Source organism: Citrobacter sp. TBCP-5362, assembly GCF_005406305.1.
Taxonomy (GTDB): domain Bacteria; phylum Pseudomonadota; class Gammaproteobacteria; order Enterobacterales; family Enterobacteriaceae; genus Citrobacter_B; species Citrobacter_B koseri.
Genome location: NZ_CP040234.1, coordinates 2,439,673 through 2,458,501, shown reverse-complemented (window position 1 = coordinate 2,458,501; position 18,829 = coordinate 2,439,673). Strand labels below are relative to the sequence as shown.

The following is an 18,829-nucleotide window of genomic DNA, read 5'->3' as shown; positions in this document are numbered from 1 at the left end:
AAATTGTGTCACTGGTTTACACTTAACCGGGTAAACACATTTGACGGAGGTCTTATGAAGCGTTTGAGTCTGGCAATGTTAACCCTGCTGGCCTGTGCGGGTGCACAGGCCGCCAGTGAAGAAGTGACGATGAATCTGGTGACTTCGCAAGGCGTCGGGCAGTCGATTGGCAGCGTAACTATTGCCGAAACGGATAAAGGGCTGGAGTTTACTCCCGATCTGAAAGCGTTGCCGCCGGGTGAACATGGTTTTCATATCCATGCTAATGGCAGTTGCCAGCCTGCGATTAAAGAGGGTAAAGCCTCGGCGGCAGAAGCGGCGGGCGGGCATTTCGACCCGCACAATACCGGGAAGCACGAGGGGCCGGAAGGCGCCGGGCATATGGGCGATCTTCCCGTGCTGGTGGTCAATAATGACGGGATAGCCACCACGCCTGTTACTGCGCCGCGCCTGAAATCTCTTGATGAAATCAAAGATAAAGCGCTGATGATCCACGTCGGCGGCGATAACATGTCCGATCAGCCGAAACCGCTTGGCGGTGGTGGCGAGCGTTACGCCTGCGGCGTCATCAAATAGTCAGGACGTCAGTGAACCCTGCGGCGGCGCTTGCTCAAGCTGTGACAGCGAGCAGTGTAATCGCCAGATGAGCGCCGCCAGTTCCTGAGCCGCAGGTTGATGATGATGCGACAGCGTGTTGCAAATACGCTGTAGCTCCTGGAGCGTGGCCGCCAGCGGTCGTTGCTGTACGCCGCGCTCGCTCATCACGTCGCGCAACAAGGCAATACAGATATCCCGGACGCGCGAAAGCGGGTCGGAGCGGGTTTCCCAGGCACGCAGTTGCCACACCACATGTGAACAATTCAGCAGTACCACTCCCCAGCGTAACAGCCAGCGTCGCGCCAGCGCATCCTGGCTATTGCTGAGTTGACTGACGTGATGATAGGTCAGCGATTCAAACTCATTCTCGCTGTGTGATGGATGACGACTGAGCTGATCGACAAAATCTCTGCGCAATGCGCGGATATGGCGACGGCTTTTGCGGGCATCCGAACCCGGACGCAGGATCGCAAACGCCAGCCACGACAGCGCGACCCCGGCAATTTTAGCCGTATTGTCATTAAGAAAATCAGCAAAGTCATACACGGGGGGATTGGTGACGGCGATAAACGATCCCATAAAAACGATCAACTGCCCCCAAAGCCCGGCGAGTTTCGGCATTTGTAGCTTCAGCAGTTGCATCGTGGCCAGCAAAGGAAACAGAAACAGCAAAAACTGCCAGAGATCGGTTATCTGCACCATCAAGCCGAATTTGACGACGAAGCTGAACAACGAGAGCAGAATCAGCGTGCGCATCAATAAAGAGAGTGATTTAAACGGCGTGGCGACGGCGGAATAGAGCACGCAACTGATGGCCGCCAGCGTTAACGCCCCTGAACCGGATTCCCATTGTGAACCGATACTCCACGCGCCAATCACCATGAGGGTGGTAAATGTGCGCAATCCGCTCCATATCGCTTCGGCGTTGTCCGTATGGCGGGCCAGACCGGGGCTGCGCGTTACTTTGATCTCATCGACTGCGGCGCCGTTTTCCAGCAACCGTAGCTGATAGCTGCTGTGTAAGTAGAGCTGGCAGAAATAGCGCAATCGCTGCCAGAAGGCGACGTGGCGGTAATCTTGTCGGTTTTTTGGATGTAGCGGGGCGATAATGCGCGCGACGGTATAACTGTCGGTACGCGGATTAGCCAGCGCGGCCAGCAGTTGTTCAATCACATCGCGGGTCTGCTCCGGCGGGTTGGGCCAGTTCAGCAACATCCTGCGGAGGCTGGAAATGACGCTGGTCAGGCGAAGCTGCTGATGCAACAGAGCGTTAAGCAGCGCGTTCTGGCGACGAAAACGGTAGTGACTCCAGAATGCCTGAATGCGCAGCAGGTTCATCGTCAGAATTTGGCCGATAACCCCTTCATGGGCGGAACGTATCGCATCGGTGGTTTCCGGCTGCCAGAGCAGGCTGGCGTGCTCCAGCAGCCGTGCGTGCATATTTTTCAGCGCGGTCAACAGCGCCGTGCCGTCAGAGGTGCTGGGCAGGATCATCATCATCATGCCGCCGCAAAGAATACCGACGATCACCTCGCAGACCCTGGCCTGGGCGATATCCCACAACTGTGTGACCTCGATGATGTTGACCATGGGAAAGGCGATGATGGCGGCCGTGTAACCCGCCAACTGGAAGGCGTAGGCGACGTTATTGGTGAAATGGGCGCAGGCCCAGGTGCAAAAGCCAATCCAGGCCGCCATGCTTAATAAAAAGAGCCAGGGTTCGTTTAGCGTGTGACCTGCGATGATGAGCGCGGCGGTGGCGCCAAGTAAACTCCCGGCAATACGCCCCAGACTTTTACTGATCACGCCGCCTACTGTCGGAAAACTTACCACGGCGGCAGAGGTCATTGCCCAGTATGGCTCATCCAGATTGATGTAGTAGGCGAACGTCAGCGCCAGGCACATGGCGAGGGTATTGCGCAATGCATAGCGCCATTGCCCAGAGGTTGCTTTGAACCAGGGCGTATCGCGCCAGGTCAGGTGAGGGAACTTCATTAGCGTTGACCGATAGCCACGCTGCATGTTGTGCCCGAAACCAGCGTGACATCATGGGGTAACGCATCAAATTCGATACGCACCGGTACGCGCTGCGCCAGACGAACCCAGGGAACGTTAGGTTTAATGTCAGGGACCAGGCCGGAATCGCTCTCCACGCTTTGATCATAAATCGCCCGGCCAATACTGGCGACGTGACCCTGTAACTTTACGTTGCCGCTGTAGAGGGTGATCTGCGCCGGAGCGCCTTCGCGAATATGGCGCAGTTTCGTCTCTTCGAAATATCCCATGACGTAGAACGAGTGGCTGTCGACCAGCGCAAACAGCGGTTGGCCGGTGGAGGCGTAATCCCCCGTGCGCGTTGAGAGGTTTGTCACCCAGCCCGCGACCGGCGCGCGAACGTCGGTCTGGGCTAATTGCCATTGCGCCTGTTTTAATGACGCTTCCGCCGCTTCGACGCTGGCCTGCATCGCTTTAACGTTCAGGTTTGCGGTGTCCATATCTTCGGCAGAGATGTAATTTTGTGATAAATGGCGACGCCGGTTGGCTTCATTATTGGCTTTCGCTAAATCGGAGCGGGCTTTAGCCAGTTCTGCCTGCGCATTAAGCTCAGCGATGTGAAAAGGTGTCTTATCAATAGAAAAGAGCAGATCGCCTGCATTCACGAACTGGTTATCTTTTATATTGAGTTCGGTGATGCTGCCGGAGACCTGAGGCGTAATGCTCACCTGTTCCGCCCGTACTTTACCGTCGCGCGTCCACGGAGACTGCATGTAGTAATTCCATAGCCACCAACCGGCCAGAACCGCGATGGCCGCAACCACAATCGTTGAAAAGTATTTCATTGTTTTAAGCGACATAATCACCACGCAATCAGCAAAATAAGGCTCAGGCACACGCAAAGTGCAAATATCGACAGTTCCATCAGCAGGGGATGCCAGATTTCACCCGAGTAAATCCAGTCGCGTAGCAGGCGATGCGCCAGCAGCCAGATAACAAATCCAAGCGCGAATGCTTTGAAAAGCGGAGGGAAATAGACAGATGCGCCGATCACCAGATCTTGTAGGGGCAATCCTGTTGCAGTGGGTATAAACGTCACAAGCAAGAATCCTTTGCGTTAAACAGCGTTGCTATAGGTTTAGTAAAAACCGAGGTACAGCACGTCTTTTCCGCATAATGTCTGAAAAAATGTCTACCTGTAAGCAAATTTAGCAATACATTTGTTTTGAGCATATAAATGCTGCACACTATTCTAAAATCAGTATAATATCTTAGCAAGCTAATTATAAGGAGATGAAATTGGAATCGCCACTAGGTTCTGATCTGGCACGGTTGGTGCGCATTTGGCGTGCTCTGATTGACCATCGCCTGAAACCTCTGGAGTTGACGCAGACACACTGGGTAACGCTGCATAATATTCACCAACTTCCGCCGGATCAGTCGCAAATACAGTTAGCCAAAGCGATTGGCATTGAACAACCGTCTCTGGTGCGTACGTTGGATCAGCTTGAAGACAAAGGGCTTATCTCACGACAAACCTGCGCCAGCGATCGTCGCGCCAAGCGAATTAAGCTGACGGAGAAGGCGGAACCGCTCATCACAGAGATGGAAGCCGTGATCAATAAAACGCGTGGAGAGATTCTGGAAGGGATTTCGCCGCAGGAACTTGAGCTGTTAATTAAGCTGATTGCGAAACTTGAGCACAATATTATTGAGTTGCAGTCTCAGAACTAAGACCAGAAGAAAGGCGTGTGGCCAGAGGCTGACCACACGTCTGTTGGATTAGCGCGGAGAAACAGTAACCTGGCTGCCGTTGCTGGCCAGAACAACACGCTGACCTGCGGAGAAACGGGTATCGCCCTGTTTCTGTACGACCATGATGGTGTTGCCGTCATCTTTACGGATTTCCAGTTCCACACCCTGAGTTTTGTTCATCGCGCCCTGGACGCCTTGTCCCGCTACGCCGCCTGCGACTGCGCCAGCGGCCGTCGCCAGTGAACGACCCGTCCCGCCACCGATGGTATTACCGAGGAAACCACCGAGCACTGCACCACCGATAGCGCCGATCACGTTGGAGTCATCACCGCCCTGGATTTGCACCGGACGGACGTTAACGACAGTGCCGTATGTGACATTCTGCACTTGTTTCGCCTCGGACGCGGTATAGACATCACCGGACAGGCTATCGTTATTCACACAACCCGCTAAAGATAAGCCCATCAGTGAAACGATCAGCACACGTTTAATCATCTATAAATCTCCTGTTCACCATGAAACGCCACAAAGCATCCCTCATGGTTAAATTATATGGCATATACGACCGTAAAGGCACATGTTCTGCTGGAACAATGTGAAAATCATAATCAGATTTGGGTTAACCAAGTATAAACGAATCATCCATGAGATTTATCAGAACAGAGTGTCAGCGTCTGCATCGAAGGGTAAAAATGCTTAATGAAGCATGGTATTAGCAGAAACTTTGTGGTTGAGTGGTAGCGCTAAAATCATGCTTAACACGCTAAAAGGAAGATGTATGAAATCGGGCCGTTTTATCGGCGTTATGTCTGGAACCAGCCTTGATGGCGTCGATGTTGTGCTGGCGGCAATTGATGAAACGATGGTCGCACAGCAGGCGAGCCTGACCTGGCCCATCCCCGTTCATCTTAAACAAGCCATTCTGGATATTTGCCAGGGGCAACAACTCACGCTTTCCCAGTTTGGCCAGTTGGATACGCAGCTCGGGCAGCTTTTTGCCGACGCGGTGAACGCGCTGCTGGCGCAGGAAAAACTGCGGCCGCGGGATATTGTCGCCATCGGCTGTCATGGTCAGACGGTCTGGCATGAACCTACCGGCGCTGCACCGCATACCTTACAAATCGGTGATAACAACCAAATTGTCGCGCGAACCGGGATAACGGTTGTCGGTGATTTTCGTCGTCGCGATATTGCGCTGGGCGGGCAAGGCGCGCCGCTGGTTCCCGCGTTTCACCAGGCGCTGCTGGCGCACCCGACAGAGCGTCGGATGGTGCTGAACATTGGCGGTATCGCCAACCTGTCTTTGCTCATACCGGGTCAACCGGTAAGAGGGTACGATACCGGGCCAGGCAATATGCTCATGGATGCCTGGATCTGGCGGCAGTGCGCTAAGCCTTATGATAAAGACGCGCAATGGGCCAGCGAAGGGAAAGTGATAATTCCGCTGCTGCAAAATATGTTGAGCGATCCCTATTTTTCAGCGCCCGCGCCGAAAAGCACCGGGCGTGAGTATTTCAACTATGGCTGGATAGAACGCCACCTTTCGGCCTTTCCTGGCCTCGCTCCCCGTGATATTCAGGCAACGCTGGCTGAGCTGACCGCAGTGACAATTTCTGAACAGGTTCTGTTAAGCGGCGGCTGCGAGCGGCTGATGGTGTGCGGCGGCGGGAGTCGTAACCCTTTGCTGATGGCGCGTCTGGCCGGGTTGCTGCCGGGCACGGAAGTTACCAGCACGGATGAAGCCGGGATCAGTGGCGATGATATGGAAGCGCTGGCGTTTGCCTGGCTGGCGTGGCGCACGCTCGCCGGGTTGCCGGGGAACCTCCCTTCGGTGACGGGGGCCACAGAATCCAGCATTCTGGGGGCCATTTTCCCGGCGAACCCACGAACTCAGAGTTAACTGAATTTTTCCGGGCCTGTCTGCCGTTAAACTGAAAGGGTTAGGAAGGGCGTATTTGCCCTTCGGACCAGGAAAGTCTTCGGGATATGTCTATGAAAAAACTGCTCATTGTATGTCTGCCTGTGCTCCTGAGCGGTTGTAGCGTCTACAACCAATTGCTTGAGCGTATGCAAACGGACACGCTGGAATATCAGTGTGATGAAAAACCGCTTACCGTAAAAATGAACAATACCCGGCAAGAGGTGAATTTTGTTTACGACAATAAACTGCTGAACCTCAAACAGGGCATGTCTGCGTCGGGAGCACGTTACACGGACGGCATCTACGTCTTTTGGTCAAAAGGCGATGGCGCAACGGTCTATAAACGCGACAGAATTGTGCTGAATAACTGCCAGTTACAAAACCCGAAGCGTTGAGATTTTCACCTGGGCGGCGCACAATAGCGCCACCCACTGACAATCCGTAGCGAACACCATGTCTGATAACGACGAATTGCAGCAAATCGCGCATCTGCGCCGTGAATACACCAGAGGCGGCCTGCGTCGCCACGATCTTCCCGCTGAACCGTTAACCCTTTTCGAACGCTGGCTGGGTCAGGCATGTGATGCCAGACTGGCGGACCCGACCGCGATGGTGGTCGCCACCGTCGATGAAAACGGCCAGCCTTATCAACGCATTGTGCTGCTTAAACATTACGATGAAAAAGGGATGGTGTTTTACACCAACCTGGGCAGCCGTAAGGCGCATCACCTCGAAAATAATCCGCGTATCAGTCTGTTGTTCCCGTGGCATATGCTGGAACGGCAGGTGATGGTGACTGGCAAAGCGGAACGCCTTTCCACGCTTGAAGTGGTGAAATACTTCCACAGCCGCCCGCGCGACAGCCAGATTGGCGCCTGGGTGTCTAAACAATCCAGCCGAATCTCTGCGCGCGGCATTCTGGAAAGCAAGTTTCTTGAGCTAAAGCAGAAGTTCCAGCAAGGGGAAGTCCCGTTGCCCAGCTTCTGGGGCGGATTCCGCGTCAATATTGAACAGATGGAGTTCTGGCAGGGCGGCGAACACCGTTTACACGACCGCTTTTTATACCAGCGCGAAAACAACGCGTGGAAAATTGACCGGCTTGCTCCTTAAACCCCGAAATTTGTTGTGTTAAGCGCTAGCGCTGCGTGCGTCAGCGCTTTATTCTATATACCTTTCGCGTCTGGCGAAAAGTCGTGTACCGGCAAAGGTGCAGTCGTTTTATACATGGAGATTTTGATGGCAAGCAGTAACTTGATTAAACAATTGCAAGAGCGGGGGCTGGTGGCCCAGGTAACGGACGAGGAAGCGTTAGCAGAGCGACTGGCGCAAGGCCCGATCGCGCTCTATTGCGGCTTCGACCCTACCGCTGACAGCTTGCATTTGGGGCATCTTGTTCCATTGTTATGCCTGAAACGCTTCCAGCAGGCAGGTCACAAGCCTGTTGCGCTGGTAGGTGGCGCGACCGGTCTGATTGGCGACCCGAGCTTTAAAGCCGCTGAGCGTAAACTGAACACCGAAGAGACTGTGCAGGAGTGGGTGGATAAAATCCGCAAGCAGGTTGCACCGTTCCTCGATTTTGACTGTGGTGACAATTCCGCCATTGCCGCGAATAACTACGACTGGTTTGGCGGCATGAATGTGCTGACCTTCCTGCGCGACATCGGCAAGCACTTCTCCGTCAATCAGATGATCAACAAAGAAGCGGTGAAGCAACGTCTGAACCGTGACGATCAGGGCATCTCCTTTACCGAGTTCTCCTATAACCTGTTACAGGGTTATGACTTTGCCTGCCTGAATAAACTGCACGGCGTTACGCTGCAAATTGGCGGCTCTGACCAGTGGGGCAACATCACCTCCGGTATCGATCTAACCCGTCGTCTGCATCAGAACCAGGTGTTCGGCCTGACCGTACCGCTGATCACCAAAGCAGATGGCACCAAGTTTGGTAAAACCGAAGGCGGCGCGGTATGGCTGGATCCGAAAAAGACCAGTCCGTACAAGTTCTACCAGTTCTGGATCAACACCGCAGATGCTGACGTGTACCGCTTCCTGAAATTCTTCACCTTCATGGACATTGCCGAGATCAATGCGCTGGAAGAAGAAGATAAGCACAGCGGTAAAGCGCCGCGTGCCCAGTATGTGCTGGCAGAGCAGGTCACGCGCCTGGTGCATGGCGAAGATGGTCTGGTTGCGGCGAAACGTATCACTGAAAGCCTGTTCAACGGTAATCTGAGCGATCTCAGCGAAGCCGATTTCGAACAACTGGCTCAGGATGGCGTGCCGATGATCGAGATGGAAAAAGGCGCCGATCTGATGCAGGCGCTGGTGGATTCCGAACTGCAACCGTCTCGTGGTCAGGCACGTAAAACCATCGCCTCTAATGCGGTGACCATCAACGGTGAAAAACAGTCAGACCCGGAATATTTCTTCCAGGACAGCGACATTTTATTCGGGCGCTACACGCTGTTGCGCCGTGGTAAAAAGAATTACTGTCTGATTTGCTGGAAATAATAAAAAGTCAGCAGGGGCGTGGGAAACCACGCCCCTTTATTATTTTAGGGTTATGGTAAACATGAAGAATATCCTCGCCATCCAGTCGCATGTTGTGTTCGGCCATGCGGGCAACAGTGCTGCTGAATTTCCGATGCGCCGTCTTGGCGCAAATGTCTGGCCGCTGAATACCGTTCAGTTTTCTAACCACACGCAGTATGGCAAGTGGGCAGGGTGTGTTATGCCGCCCGAACATTTGACTGAAATTGTTCAGGGTATTGCGGATATTGATAAACTTCAGACGTGCGATGCGGTTCTTAGCGGCTATCTGGGTTCCGCAGAGCAGGGTGAGCATATTCTGGGGATTGTCCGTAAAGTAAAAGCGGCGAATCCACAGGCGAAATATTTCTGCGATCCGGTTATGGGTCATCCTGAAAAAGGGTGCATCGTGGCGCCTGGCGTCGCTGAGTTCCACGTTCGCCATGCGCTCCCGGCCAGCGACATTATCGCGCCCAATCTGGTGGAGCTGGAAATTCTCTGTGAACATGCGGTCAATAATGTTAATGAAGCTGTACTGGCTGCCAGGGAGCTGATTGCTGAAGGGCCGCAAGTCGTGCTGGTTAAACATCTCGCCCGGGCAGGATACAGCCCCGACCGCTTTGAGATGTTGCTGGTGACGGCGGATGAAGCCTGGCATATTAGCCGTCCGCTTGTTGATTTCGGGATGCGTCAGCCGGTGGGTGTCGGGGATGTGACCAGCGGTTTGTTGCTGGTAAAACTGTTGCAGGGCGCAACGTTGCAGCAAGCGCTTGAACACGTTACTGCGGCAGTATATGAAATTATGATCGCCACGAAAAATATGCAGGAATACGAGTTGCAGGTGGTGGCCGCGCAGGATCGCATTGCTAAACCTGAACACTATTTCAGCGCGACGCAGCTGTGAGTTTTACCGAAGCGCCCGGTGGTGCTAACGCTTACCGGGCCTACGGGTTGTTTTACAGGCCGGATAAGGCGTAGCCGCCATCCGGCGCAACAACCATTAGTTCAAACCTTCCGCCTTCAGCGCCGCCGCCACGCAGGGGCGTTCAGCGACCCGCGCCATATAAACGTCGATATGGCTTAATCCTTCCATATTCAGCTTCACCGCTTTCGCCCAACGCAACACGGTAAAAAGGTAGGCATCTGCGATCGTGAAACGCTGGCCGCAAAGACACTGGCCTTCCTGGAGCGCGTCATTCACGTAGCGCAATTTTTTCTCCAGCTGCGTACGGACAATCGGTTTATATTCCTCTGGCGTATCCGGGCGGAAGAGTGGCGTAAAACCTTTGTGCAGCTCCGTGGCAATATAGTTGAGCCATTCCAGCGTCTTGTAGCGGGAGATGGTGCCTGTCGGTGCCAACAGCTGACGATCGGGCACGCTATCTGCCAGATATTGCATAATCGCAACGCCTTCGGTCAGTAAGGTGCCATCGTCCAGCAGCAGAGCCGGAACCTGTCCTTTTGGGTTTACCGCGAAATAATCATCGCCGTTTTCCAGACGCTTTTTCGCCAGATCAACGCCATCCAGCGTGAAGTCAATACCGCTTTCCCGCAGGGTGATGTGAGAAGCAAGAGAACAGGCGCCCGGTTTGTAGAACAGTTTCATCGGTAACTCCTTTTTGCTGAGGTTTAACGTATGGTAGTGCGGCATCAGGCAAAAAAAAAGCCGCTAACGCACGTTAGCGGCCTGAATATCAGTTTCCCTGAAAATTACGCGGTAGCGGTTTTGGCTGCCTTCGCGTTTTCTTCATCATCCTGAGTCATGCGATTCAGTTTCGGCGCGGTGATGAGCATCAGCGCGGCGATAACCGCAGTGGCGACACCGATTTGCAGGAATACGCGACCGTAAACTTCCAGAGACATCAGCGGGTCAGTAACGTTTTCCGGCACCGCCATCATGCCAGCCACGTAGCCACCAATCAGGTTGGCGCCCGCCGTAGTCAGGAACCAGCTACCCATGATGAAGCCCATCAGACGCTGTGGAACCAGTTGGGCAACCATTGCCAGACCCAGGCCGGAGATCATCAGTTCACCGATACTTTGCAGACCGTAGCTGAGGATGAGCCAGTTAACAGACACAATGCCTGCATCTGTAGCGAATTTCGCGCCCAGCGGCAGAACGAGGAACGCGCCAGAGCACAGAACCATACCGATAGCGAATTTGGTCGGCATCGGCAGCGTATCACCCATCTTGTTATAGATGGCCGCCAGAATCGGGCTGCCAATGATGATCCAGAACGGGTTCAGCGCCTGATACTGCTCCGGTTCAACCGCGATACCGAGGATTGTGTGTTCAACGTTACGGATTGCGAAGAAGTTCAGTGACGTCGGCATCTGGCTGTACAGCACAAAGAAGATAATCGCTTCCAGCATCAGGATGAATGCGACGATCATTTTACGACGTGCCGCGCCCTGCATCGCGAACGCTTCTTTACCAAAGATAATCACGATACCCAGAGCGATCACGCCCAGAACCATACGTGCAATGCCCTGGTTGTGCAGCAGCCAGGTCGCGATAGCGATCAGCACGATAACGCCTGCGATAGTCGCCAGCAATTTACCGAAATGTACCGCTTCGAAGTCTGGTTTTGAGCCGTAATCTTTAACCCAACTGCGGCAGAACAGGAAGTTAACCACCGTGATGAGCATACCGACGAAGCTCAGGGCAAACGCCACACTCCAGCCGAATTTTGCGGCAAGCCACGGCGTCGCCAGCATAGAGAAGAAGGAACCGATGTTGATGGACATGTAGTACATGGTGAATGCACCGTCCAGACGCGGGTCATCTTTGGCATAGCAGGTCGACAGCAGAGAAGACGGGTTCGCTTTGAACAGACCGTTACCTACGGCAATGGTCGCCATCCCCATATAGACGATCGCAACATCATGACCGGACCAGGCGACCAGGCCATAACCAATCGCCAGTACGATAGCACCCAGCAGAATGACGCGTTTGGTGCCCAGAACTTTATCCCCTAACCAGCCGCCAATGGCGACCAGACCATACACCAGGGCGCTAAAGGAAGAGAAAAGGGTGATGGAATCCGCTTCTGACATACCCAGTTGTTTAACCAGGTAGACGGCCATAATTCCTTGCAGGCCGTAATAACCAAAACGCTCCCATAACTCAATAGAGAAAATGAGATAGAACGATTTCGGTTGTTTGAAAGCGTTCAAACTGACGCTTTCAGTTGGTTTATTGTTTGCAGTAGACACTTTTACCTCTTTTTTTACATCCCATATTAACGGGGGTGTTCTGGCGCGTGATGAGTCAAGTTCATCCGTCCGATTGTTATAGTGGGAGGGGAAACGGCAAGTAATGTTCACTATCTTTCCCTTCCATACAAGGGGTTTGTAATACTCTGTTACATATATCTTGCATGGTGGAATCATCGGGACTGAGAAATGTTATGTAGCGTTAAATTTCTTCATTTGTAAAATGGCAGTTTTTTACACTACAGGGAGGGGCGAAAAAGCGGATGATGGCGATATGTTCTGCTATTTGAGGTTTAAAGTAGTGATATAGGCCATTATCTTAAAAATAGCCAGTGTAATGTTTTGTATTGAAAAGGCATCATCAGGTCATCTGGTTGTAATTTTAACCGTATTTGATAAAAAATTTTACACGAAGTTATCAATGTGATCTGGATCACGTATAGATAGAAATTTCAGTTTCTAAAAAAACGATTAACCTGGTGAAGTGTTAAATCAAAAGAACATTGCATTAAGAAAGCGAAGTAGGCCGGTATCATAGTCGGGTAAACAGGTGAACCGAAGTGGATAACAAATTGTTATACGTCGGGGCGTACGGCGTCGCCCCTGGCGCATCAGATATCGACTTTCTCTTTGTATTCGCAAAGATCTTCAATAATGCAGGAGCCGCAGCGTGGTTTACGGGCAATGCAGGTGTAGCGGCCATGCAGAATTAACCAGTGGTGGCAATCGACTTTAAATTCCGCTGGAACGACCTTGAGCAGTTTTTCTTCCACCTGCTCGACATTTTTACCGGGGGCGAACTGTGTCCGGTTACAGACGCGGAAAATATGCGTATCGACGGCGATAGTTGGCCAGCCAAATGCGGTATTGAGCACCACGTTGGCTGTTTTACGCCCGACGCCGGGCAGCGCTTCCAGAGCCGCCCGATCCTCTGGAACCTCGCCATTGTGCAGTTCAAGCAACATCCGGCAGGTCTTAATCACATTCTCCGCTTTGCTGTTGAACAGGCCGATAGTCTTGATATACGACTTTACGCCCTCGACGCCAAGCTCCAGCATGGCCGCCGGGGTATTGGCGACGGGATAAAGCTTTGCGGTCGCTTTATTCACGCTGACGTCCGTGGCCTGTGCTGACAGCAATACGGCGATGAGTAACTCAAACGGCGAGGTGAAATTTAACTCCGTTGTGGGGTGCGGATTGTTGTCACGCAGGCGCGTTAATATTTCCAGTCGTTTTGTTTTGTTCATTACACATTCCCTGTTTCACCTGACGGAAGCTCAGCGGCAACGGCTTCGGCGCGGCGTTTTTTCATTTTCTCGTCAATAAGGTACTTCACGGCCAGCATCAGCCCCAGACCAATAAAAGCGCCGGGCGGCAGCATCGCCAGCAGGAAAGGCGAGTCGGTATGAAAAATCTCCACGCGCAGCACTTTCGCCCAGTCGCCCAGCAGACCGTCAGCGCCATCAAACAACGTGCCATTGCCGATGATTTCACGCATGGAGCCGAGGACAAACATGGCACCGGTCGCTCCCATGCCAATGGAGAAACCGTCCAGCGCGGACAGCGCCGGGCCTTTTTTCGCGGCAAAAGCCTCTGCGCGCCCCACAACGATGCAGTTGGTCACAATCAGCGGAATGAAGATCCCCAGCGACTGATACAAACCGAAGGCATAAGCGTTGATCAGCATCTGTACTGCACTGACCACGGACGCGATGATCATTACGTAGATTGGGATGCGGATTTCCGCTGGCGTCCAGCGGCGCAGGGCGGAAATTGTCAGGTTGGTCAGCGTCAACACCAGCGTGGTGGCGAGGCCGAGGCCTAATGCATTCGTGGCGGTGGAGGTCACAGCCAGTAGCGGGCACATGCCAAGCAGCTGTACAAGCGCTGAGTTGTTTTTCCACAAGCCCTGAACGATAACGTCTTTAATTTCGCTCATGGTTTATTCTCCACAGGCGGTAAGTTGAGGAAGTTGCGCCGGTAAGGTCTGCGCGTACAGGCCCGCACGCTTCACCGCGTTGACCACTGCCCGGGGGGTAATGGTTGCGCCGGTAAACTGGTCAAAATCACCGCCGTCTTTTTTCACGGCCCAGTGAGCATCGTTCTCAGCGCCGATGGTCTTCCCGCTGAAGTGGGTGATCCAGTCGGATAAGCGCAGCTCAATTTTATCGCCCAGGCCAGGCGTCTCATGATGTTCTGTCACGCGTGTACCCAGCACCGTGCCGCTGAAATCAGCGCCAACCAGGAGCTGTATGGCGCCAGAATAGCCGTCCGGCGCCGTGGCTTCAAGAATGGCGGCGACGGGCTTATCGTCCTGACGGGCGATATAGATGCGGTGCGCACCTTTGCCCAGCGCCGGAGCATTCACCAGAAAGCAGCTGTCCTGCAAGGTATTATTGTAGCGATCGGCAGGCAGAACCTGATCAAATAACGCTTTTTGCTGGAGAACCGCCTGTTCGGCAATCGTCGATTTAGTGACCAGGTTAATGGCCGCCGTCAGTCCCGTCGAGCCTGCGGCAAACAGCGCCAGCGTGATACCGTGTTTACGAATCGTTTTCAGCATGGGGTGTCCTTAGCGATGCCCGTAGACGCGAGGTCGGGTGTAGTAATCAATCAAAGGCACCGTGATATTCGCCAACAGTACAGCGAACGCCACACCGTCCGGGTATCCCCCGAAACTGCGAATCAACCACACTAACAAACCCGCCAGCGCGCCAAAAATCAGACGACCACGATTGGTTGTCGAGGCGGTGACGGGATCGGTCAGAATAAAGAACGCGCCCAGCATTGTCGCGCCAGAGAGCAGATGCAACTGCGGAGACGCCAGTGAATCCCCGGCGAATGCCCATCCCAGAGAGGAGCAGACAGCCAGCGTCACTAAAAAGCTGACCGGAATGTGCCAGCGGATCGCTTTTTGCCAGAGCAGCCACACGCCGCCAATAAGCCAGGCGATGTTTACCCACTGCCAGCCCGCACCGGCCAGCATGCCGCTGTAGATGGGGTACTGCATAATCTGTTCAACGGCGTGCCCGGCATGTAACGAGGTTTTGAACGTATCGAGCGGCGTAGCCTGGCTGATGCCGTCAATGCCCATGCGTAACGTATTCATGTCGCCGCCGCTGGCGGTGTGTCCGGTGAAGATGACCTGCAACGCATCCAGAAGGCCTGGCGCCGTTGCGGCGATGTCATGCGGCGGGAGCCAGCTTGTCATCTGTACCGGGAATGAAATCAACAAAACGACATAACCAATCATCGCTGGGTTGAATGGGTTTTGCCCCAGACCGCCGTAAAGCTGCTTGGCGATAATGACGGCAAATACGGTGCCCAATACCACCATCCACCACGGGGCGAGAGGCGGTATGCTCACAGCGAGCAGCAAACCGGTCAGCAATGCTGAATTGTCTTTTAAGATAGCGGCGATCGGCTGTTTACGCAGTTGAAGCACGGCGGCTTCTGCGGCCAGCGCGCTGACTGCGGCCAGTATAATCTGGAACAATGTGCCCCAACCGAAAAACCATAGCTGAGTGGCAATCCCCGGCAGCGCGGCGATTAACACCAGCATCATGATACGCGATGTCTGGCGCTGGTTATGGGTATAAGGCGAGCTTGCGATTCTGAATACCATTTATTCCTCGTTAACAACCTGCTGCTGTGCTGCTTTTTTTGCCTGAACGCGGGCAATTGCCGCTTCGACAGCGGCTTTACGCGGGTCGACCGGTTCGGTAGGTTCCGCAGCGGCCTGCTGTTCCTGCTTGCGTGCTTTGGCGCGGGCAATTGCCGCTTCGACGGCGGCTTTGCGCGGGTCGACCGGTTCGGCGGGTTCCGCAGCGGCCTGCTGTTCCTGCTTACGCGCTTTGGCGCGGGCGATTGCCGCTTCGACGGCAGCTTTACGCGGGTCGACCGGCTCGGCGGGTTCCGCAGCGGCCTGCTGTTCCTGCTTGCGCGCTTTGGCGCGGGCGATTGCCGCTTCGACAGCGGCTTTGCGCGGGTCGACCGGCTCGGCGGGTTCCGCAGCGGCGTTCTCCGTCTGCCTGGCGCGCGCCTGCGCTTTACGCGCTTCACGGGCAGCAATAACCGCGCTGTTATCCGGCTTCTCTCCCGCGTTGATGACAACAGGCTGAGTCGCCTGTGCCTGTTTCTCTTTTACGCGCGCCAGCGCTGCGGCGATGGCATCCTGATCTTTTGCCGCAGGTTGTGCGGCCGCATTTTTATGGCGCTCAAGGCGTGCGGCTTTCTCACGCTCCAGTCGCGCCTGTCTGGCCTCAAAACGCGCTTTCGCTTCAGCCGCGCGTTTTTCTTCTTGCGCGATCGCGTAAATCTCCGCTTTTTCCTGACGGAAATACTGCACAAGCGGAATGCTGCTGGGGCATACCCAGGCGCAAGCGCCGCACTCAATGCAGTCGGCAATGTTATGCGCGGTGGCTTTATCGTGCTGTTGGCCTTTGCTGAACCAGTACAACTGCTGGGGCAACAAATCGGCGGGACAGGCATCGGCACAGGCGCTACAGCGGATACAACCTTGCTCTTCCGGCGTTTCGCCCATTTCCGTAGCGGAAGGCGCGAGAAGGCAGTTAGTGATCTTCACAACGGGAACATCAAGCCAGGGCAGGGTAAAGCCCATCAGCGGGCCGCCCATAATCACCATTTGATCGGCTGAAGAACAGAAGCCCGCATCATTAAGCAGGTGGCTGACAGGTGTCCCCAGCCTGGCCCAGACGTTACCGGGACGGCTGACGGACTCTCCGGTCAAGGTCACAACGCGCTCGGTGATCGGTTCCCCGTCAATCACTGCGCGTTTGACGGCATAAGCCGTACCAACGTTTTGCATCAGCACGCCGATATCAGAAGAGCGGCCGCCGTGCGGAACCTGTTTCCCGGTCAGGATCTGGGTAAGTTGTTTTGCGCCGCCGGAAGGGTATTTCGTTGGGATAACGCGTAACGCGATATCATGCGCATCGGCCAGAACGGCACGCAGCATTGAAATGGCCTGCGGCTTGTTATCTTCGATGCCTATCAGGACCTCACGCGGTTGCAGAATATGGGCAAGGATACGGATGCCTTCCACCACCTGCGCGGCGCAATCCTGCATTAAGCGGTCATCAGCGGTGATATAGGGTTCACACTCCGCCGCGTTGATGATCAGCGTTTCAATCTTATCGCCGCCGCCCTGTAATTTGACGCCGGTCGGGAACCCCGCGCCGCCGAGTCCGGCAACGCCGAACTGGTGAATCCGGGTAATTAGCTCTTCGCGACTGCGGCGCTGATAATCCGCCCAGCCGTCGCGTTCGATCCAGCGATCTTCGCCATCGGCATCAATCATCACGCTAAGCTCAGCCAGGGCCGACGGGTGCGCGGTAGAGTGGGGCGCAATCGCGATAACTTTCCCGGACGTCGGCGCATGGACGGGCAGCATGCGGCCGCGACCACGGGTCAGCGGCTGGCCTCGCAGGACGCGATCGCCCACGTTAACGCACAGCTCGCCCTCAGCGCCAATATGCTGCTTAAGAGGAATGATAAAGCGCGGCGCCAGTGGAACCTGTCGCAGAGGCGTACCGTTTGACTGGGTTTTCATTTCCGGCGGATGAATGCCGCCATCGAAATCCCAGATTTTATCTTTTCTGAATGCAGAGAATAACTTAAGCATGCTGTTCCACGGGAATGATACGAACGGGGATGGTGTTCAAATCCCACTTCCAACTGTCAGGTGTTTCCGCTACCGGGCGTAATTCAATGCATTGCGTCGGGCACGGGTCAACGCACAGGTTACAGCCGGTGCAGAGATCGCTCATGACCGTATGCATCGCGCGCGTGGCGCCCACAATGGCATCCACCGGGCATGCCTGAATACATTTAGTGCAGCCGATGCAATTGTTTTCATCGATGACCGCCAGCATACGCACTGGCGCAACTTCTTGTTCATCACCATCGATAGGTTGCGGATCGACGTTCAGTAACGTTGCGATTTTCAACATTACCGCTTCGCCGCCCGGCGCACAGCGGTTAATTTTTTCACCCTGACTACCGATGGCTTCAGCATAAGGGCGGCAGCCAGGATAGCCGCACTGCCCACACTGGCTCTGCGGTAAAATTTCGTCGATTTTTTCGACAACGGGATCGTCTTCCACGGCAAACCGGCGGGAGGCATACCCCAGGATGGCGCCGAATGCCAGGCCCAGCAGGCTCACGGCGACTACGGCAATCCAGATAGCATTCATTACAACTTCACCAAACCACTAAAGCCCATAAAGGCCAGAGACATTAAACCTGCGGTAATCAGCGCAATCGCGTTACCGCGAAAAGGGGCAGGGACGTCTGCCACGGCGAGGCGCTCGCGAATCGCCGCGAACAGCACCATCACCAGAGAGAAGCCGACGGCGGCGGAGAAACCGTACAACGCCGACTGCAAAAAATTATGACCGAGGTTAATGTTCAACAGCGCCACGCCAAGCACCGCGCAGTTGGTGGTGATGAGCGGCAGGAAGATCCCCAGCAGACGGTACAATGCCGGACTGGTTTTACGCACCACCATCTCAGTAAATTGCACTACCACCGCGATGACCAGAATAAACGCCAGCGTCCGCAGGTAGATGAGATCGAGCGGAATCAAAATCCAGGTGTCAATCAGCCAGGCGCAGATAGACGCCAGCGTCATCACAAACGTGGTGGCGAGCCCCATACCCATTGCGGTTTCCAGCTTTTTGGAAACCCCCATAAACGGGCAGAGACCCAGAAACTTGACCAGTACAAAGTTATTGACCAGTACAGTTCCGACAAAGAGCAGCAGGTAATCAGTCATTTTTCGGCCTGAAATAAAAA

Annotated in this window: 19 protein-coding genes and 1 pseudogene; 7 read left to right on the top strand and 13 right to left on the bottom strand. The window is 54.4% G+C overall.

The genetic code is table 11. The annotated features are described in order from the left end of the window. Positions 1 to 54 precede the first annotated feature (54 nt). The gene (gene sodC / locus FD428_RS11705; RefSeq protein ID WP_012132530.1) at positions 55 to 576 is read left to right on the top strand and encodes a superoxide dismutase [Cu-Zn] SodC; all 522 of its coding nucleotides are present in this window, start codon (positions 55 to 57) and stop codon (positions 574 to 576) included. Here the strand turns inward: sodC and FD428_RS11700 are convergent. From FD428_RS11700 to FD428_RS11690, 3 genes and pseudogenes are all read right to left on the bottom strand, one after another. After that, a pseudogene (locus tag FD428_RS11700) lies at positions 552 to 2,592 on the bottom strand (FUSC family protein). The gene sodC and the pseudogene FD428_RS11700 sit on opposite strands and share 25 nt — an antisense overlap. After that, complete coding sequence (locus FD428_RS11695) at positions 2,592 to 3,452, bottom strand: HlyD family secretion protein (protein WP_112002410.1); 861 nt, start codon at positions 3,450 to 3,452, stop codon at positions 2,592 to 2,594. The pseudogene FD428_RS11700 and the gene FD428_RS11695 overlap by 1 nt, the downstream one beginning before the upstream one ends. Before the next feature lie 2 nt (positions 3,453 to 3,454). Beyond that, positions 3,455 to 3,691, bottom strand: a complete 237-nt coding sequence (locus FD428_RS11690) for a DUF1656 domain-containing protein (protein ID WP_114848525.1) — start codon at positions 3,689 to 3,691, stop codon at positions 3,455 to 3,457. A gap of 194 nt (positions 3,692 to 3,885) precedes the next feature. Between FD428_RS11690 and slyA the strand changes: the two genes are divergently transcribed. Continuing rightward, positions 3,886 to 4,326: a transcriptional regulator SlyA gene (gene slyA, locus FD428_RS11685; RefSeq protein WP_012132526.1), complete on the top strand. Its 441-nt coding sequence runs from the start codon at positions 3,886 to 3,888 to the stop codon at positions 4,324 to 4,326. A 48-nt stretch (positions 4,327 to 4,374) separates the two neighbouring features. Here the strand turns inward: slyA and slyB are convergent, their stop codons facing one another. Beyond that, entirely contained in the window at positions 4,375 to 4,842 is a 468-nt protein-coding gene (gene slyB, locus FD428_RS11680) for an outer membrane lipoprotein SlyB (RefSeq protein ID WP_012132525.1), read from the bottom strand. A gap of 283 nt (positions 4,843 to 5,125) precedes the next feature. On the opposite strand from slyB, the gene anmK reads away from it, so the two are divergent. From anmK to pdxY, 5 genes are all read left to right on the top strand, one after another. Beyond that, positions 5,126 to 6,247: an anhydro-N-acetylmuramic acid kinase gene (gene anmK / locus FD428_RS11675; protein ID WP_058669075.1), complete on the top strand. Its 1,122-nt coding sequence runs from the start codon at positions 5,126 to 5,128 to the stop codon at positions 6,245 to 6,247. An 86-nt stretch (positions 6,248 to 6,333) separates the two neighbouring features. Next, entirely contained in the window at positions 6,334 to 6,663 is a 330-nt protein-coding gene (gene mliC / locus FD428_RS11670; RefSeq protein WP_012132523.1) for a C-type lysozyme inhibitor, read from the top strand. A 58-nt stretch (positions 6,664 to 6,721) separates the two neighbouring features. Further along, entirely contained in the window at positions 6,722 to 7,378 is a 657-nt protein-coding gene (gene pdxH / locus FD428_RS11665) for a pyridoxamine 5'-phosphate oxidase (RefSeq protein ID WP_049011113.1), read from the top strand. A 126-nt stretch (positions 7,379 to 7,504) separates the two neighbouring features. Continuing rightward, positions 7,505 to 8,779, top strand: coding sequence for a tyrosine--tRNA ligase (tyrS, locus tag FD428_RS11660; protein WP_114848524.1), 1,275 nt, complete (start codon positions 7,505 to 7,507; stop codon positions 8,777 to 8,779). Positions 8,780 to 8,840: 61 nt separating this feature from the next. After that, complete coding sequence (gene pdxY / locus FD428_RS11655) at positions 8,841 to 9,701, top strand: pyridoxal kinase PdxY (RefSeq protein ID WP_114848523.1); 861 nt, start codon at positions 8,841 to 8,843, stop codon at positions 9,699 to 9,701. A 96-nt stretch (positions 9,702 to 9,797) separates the two neighbouring features. Here the strand turns inward: pdxY and gstA are convergent, their stop codons facing one another. The 9 genes from gstA to rsxA all read right to left on the bottom strand — a co-directional run bounded on the left by gstA (position 9,798) and on the right by rsxA (position 18,809). Continuing rightward, complete coding sequence (gene gstA, locus FD428_RS11650) at positions 9,798 to 10,403, bottom strand: glutathione transferase GstA (RefSeq protein ID WP_114848522.1); 606 nt, start codon at positions 10,401 to 10,403, stop codon at positions 9,798 to 9,800. A 104-nt stretch (positions 10,404 to 10,507) separates the two neighbouring features. Further along, positions 10,508 to 12,013, bottom strand: coding sequence for a dipeptide/tripeptide permease DtpA (gene dtpA, locus FD428_RS11645; protein ID WP_047457245.1), 1,506 nt, complete (start codon positions 12,011 to 12,013; stop codon positions 10,508 to 10,510). A gap of 611 nt (positions 12,014 to 12,624) precedes the next feature. Further along, positions 12,625 to 13,260 carry an endonuclease III gene (nth, locus tag FD428_RS11640; protein WP_049008478.1) on the bottom strand — a complete coding sequence of 212 codons (636 nt, stop codon included), beginning with the start codon at positions 13,258 to 13,260 and terminating at the stop codon, positions 12,625 to 12,627. Next, on the bottom strand, positions 13,260 to 13,952 hold the full coding sequence (locus tag FD428_RS11635) for an electron transport complex subunit E (RefSeq protein ID WP_012132516.1): 693 nt from the start codon (positions 13,950 to 13,952) through the stop codon (positions 13,260 to 13,262). Before FD428_RS11635 ends, nth begins: the two co-directional genes overlap by 1 nt. Positions 13,953 to 13,955: 3 nt before the next feature. Then, positions 13,956 to 14,576: an electron transport complex subunit RsxG gene (gene rsxG, locus FD428_RS11630; protein WP_047457242.1), complete on the bottom strand. Its 621-nt coding sequence runs from the start codon at positions 14,574 to 14,576 to the stop codon at positions 13,956 to 13,958. A gap of 9 nt (positions 14,577 to 14,585) precedes the next feature. Continuing rightward, positions 14,586 to 15,638 (bottom strand): electron transport complex subunit RsxD, encoded by a 1,053-nt coding sequence (rsxD, locus tag FD428_RS11625; RefSeq protein ID WP_114848521.1) that lies wholly within the window; start codon positions 15,636 to 15,638, stop codon positions 14,586 to 14,588. Further along, positions 15,639 to 17,657, bottom strand: a complete 2,019-nt coding sequence (gene rsxC / locus FD428_RS11620; protein ID WP_114848520.1) for an electron transport complex subunit RsxC — start codon at positions 17,655 to 17,657, stop codon at positions 15,639 to 15,641. Continuing rightward, complete coding sequence (gene rsxB, locus FD428_RS11615; RefSeq protein WP_012132512.1) at positions 17,650 to 18,228, bottom strand: electron transport complex subunit RsxB; 579 nt, start codon at positions 18,226 to 18,228, stop codon at positions 17,650 to 17,652. The genes rsxC and rsxB overlap by 8 nt, the downstream gene beginning before the upstream one ends. Continuing rightward, on the bottom strand, positions 18,228 to 18,809 hold the full coding sequence (gene rsxA / locus FD428_RS11610; protein ID WP_005121199.1) for an electron transport complex subunit RsxA: 582 nt from the start codon (positions 18,807 to 18,809) through the stop codon (positions 18,228 to 18,230). Before rsxA ends, rsxB begins: the two co-directional genes overlap by 1 nt. Positions 18,810 to 18,829: the final 20 nt, after the last annotated feature.

Coding starts and splice junctions, on each gene's coding strand:
- sodC (WP_012132530.1), top strand. CDS start 55: ATGAAGCGTTTGAGTCTGGCAATGTTAACCCTGCTGGCCTGTGCGGGT.
- FD428_RS11695 (WP_112002410.1), bottom strand. CDS start 3,452: ATGTCGCTTAAAACAATGAAATACTTTTCAACGATTGTGGTTGCGGCC.
- slyA (WP_012132526.1), top strand. CDS start 3,886: ATGAAATTGGAATCGCCACTAGGTTCTGATCTGGCACGGTTGGTGCGC.
- slyB (WP_012132525.1), bottom strand. CDS start 4,842: ATGATTAAACGTGTGCTGATCGTTTCACTGATGGGCTTATCTTTAGCG.
- anmK (WP_058669075.1), top strand. CDS start 5,126: ATGAAATCGGGCCGTTTTATCGGCGTTATGTCTGGAACCAGCCTTGAT.
- mliC (WP_012132523.1), top strand. CDS start 6,334: ATGTCTATGAAAAAACTGCTCATTGTATGTCTGCCTGTGCTCCTGAGC.
- pdxH (WP_049011113.1), top strand. CDS start 6,722: ATGTCTGATAACGACGAATTGCAGCAAATCGCGCATCTGCGCCGTGAA.
- tyrS (WP_114848524.1), top strand. CDS start 7,505: ATGGCAAGCAGTAACTTGATTAAACAATTGCAAGAGCGGGGGCTGGTG.
- pdxY (WP_114848523.1), top strand. CDS start 8,841: ATGAAGAATATCCTCGCCATCCAGTCGCATGTTGTGTTCGGCCATGCG.
- gstA (WP_114848522.1), bottom strand. CDS start 10,403: ATGAAACTGTTCTACAAACCGGGCGCCTGTTCTCTTGCTTCTCACATC.
- nth (WP_049008478.1), bottom strand. CDS start 13,260: ATGAACAAAACAAAACGACTGGAAATATTAACGCGCCTGCGTGACAAC.
- FD428_RS11635 (WP_012132516.1), bottom strand. CDS start 13,952: ATGAGCGAAATTAAAGACGTTATCGTTCAGGGCTTGTGGAAAAACAAC.
- rsxG (WP_047457242.1), bottom strand. CDS start 14,576: ATGCTGAAAACGATTCGTAAACACGGTATCACGCTGGCGCTGTTTGCC.
- rsxD (WP_114848521.1), bottom strand. CDS start 15,638: ATGGTATTCAGAATCGCAAGCTCGCCTTATACCCATAACCAGCGCCAG.
- rsxC (WP_114848520.1), bottom strand. CDS start 17,657: ATGCTTAAGTTATTCTCTGCATTCAGAAAAGATAAAATCTGGGATTTC.
- rsxB (WP_012132512.1), bottom strand. CDS start 18,228: ATGAATGCTATCTGGATTGCCGTAGTCGCCGTGAGCCTGCTGGGCCTG.
- rsxA (WP_005121199.1), bottom strand. CDS start 18,809: ATGACTGATTACCTGCTGCTCTTTGTCGGAACTGTACTGGTCAATAAC.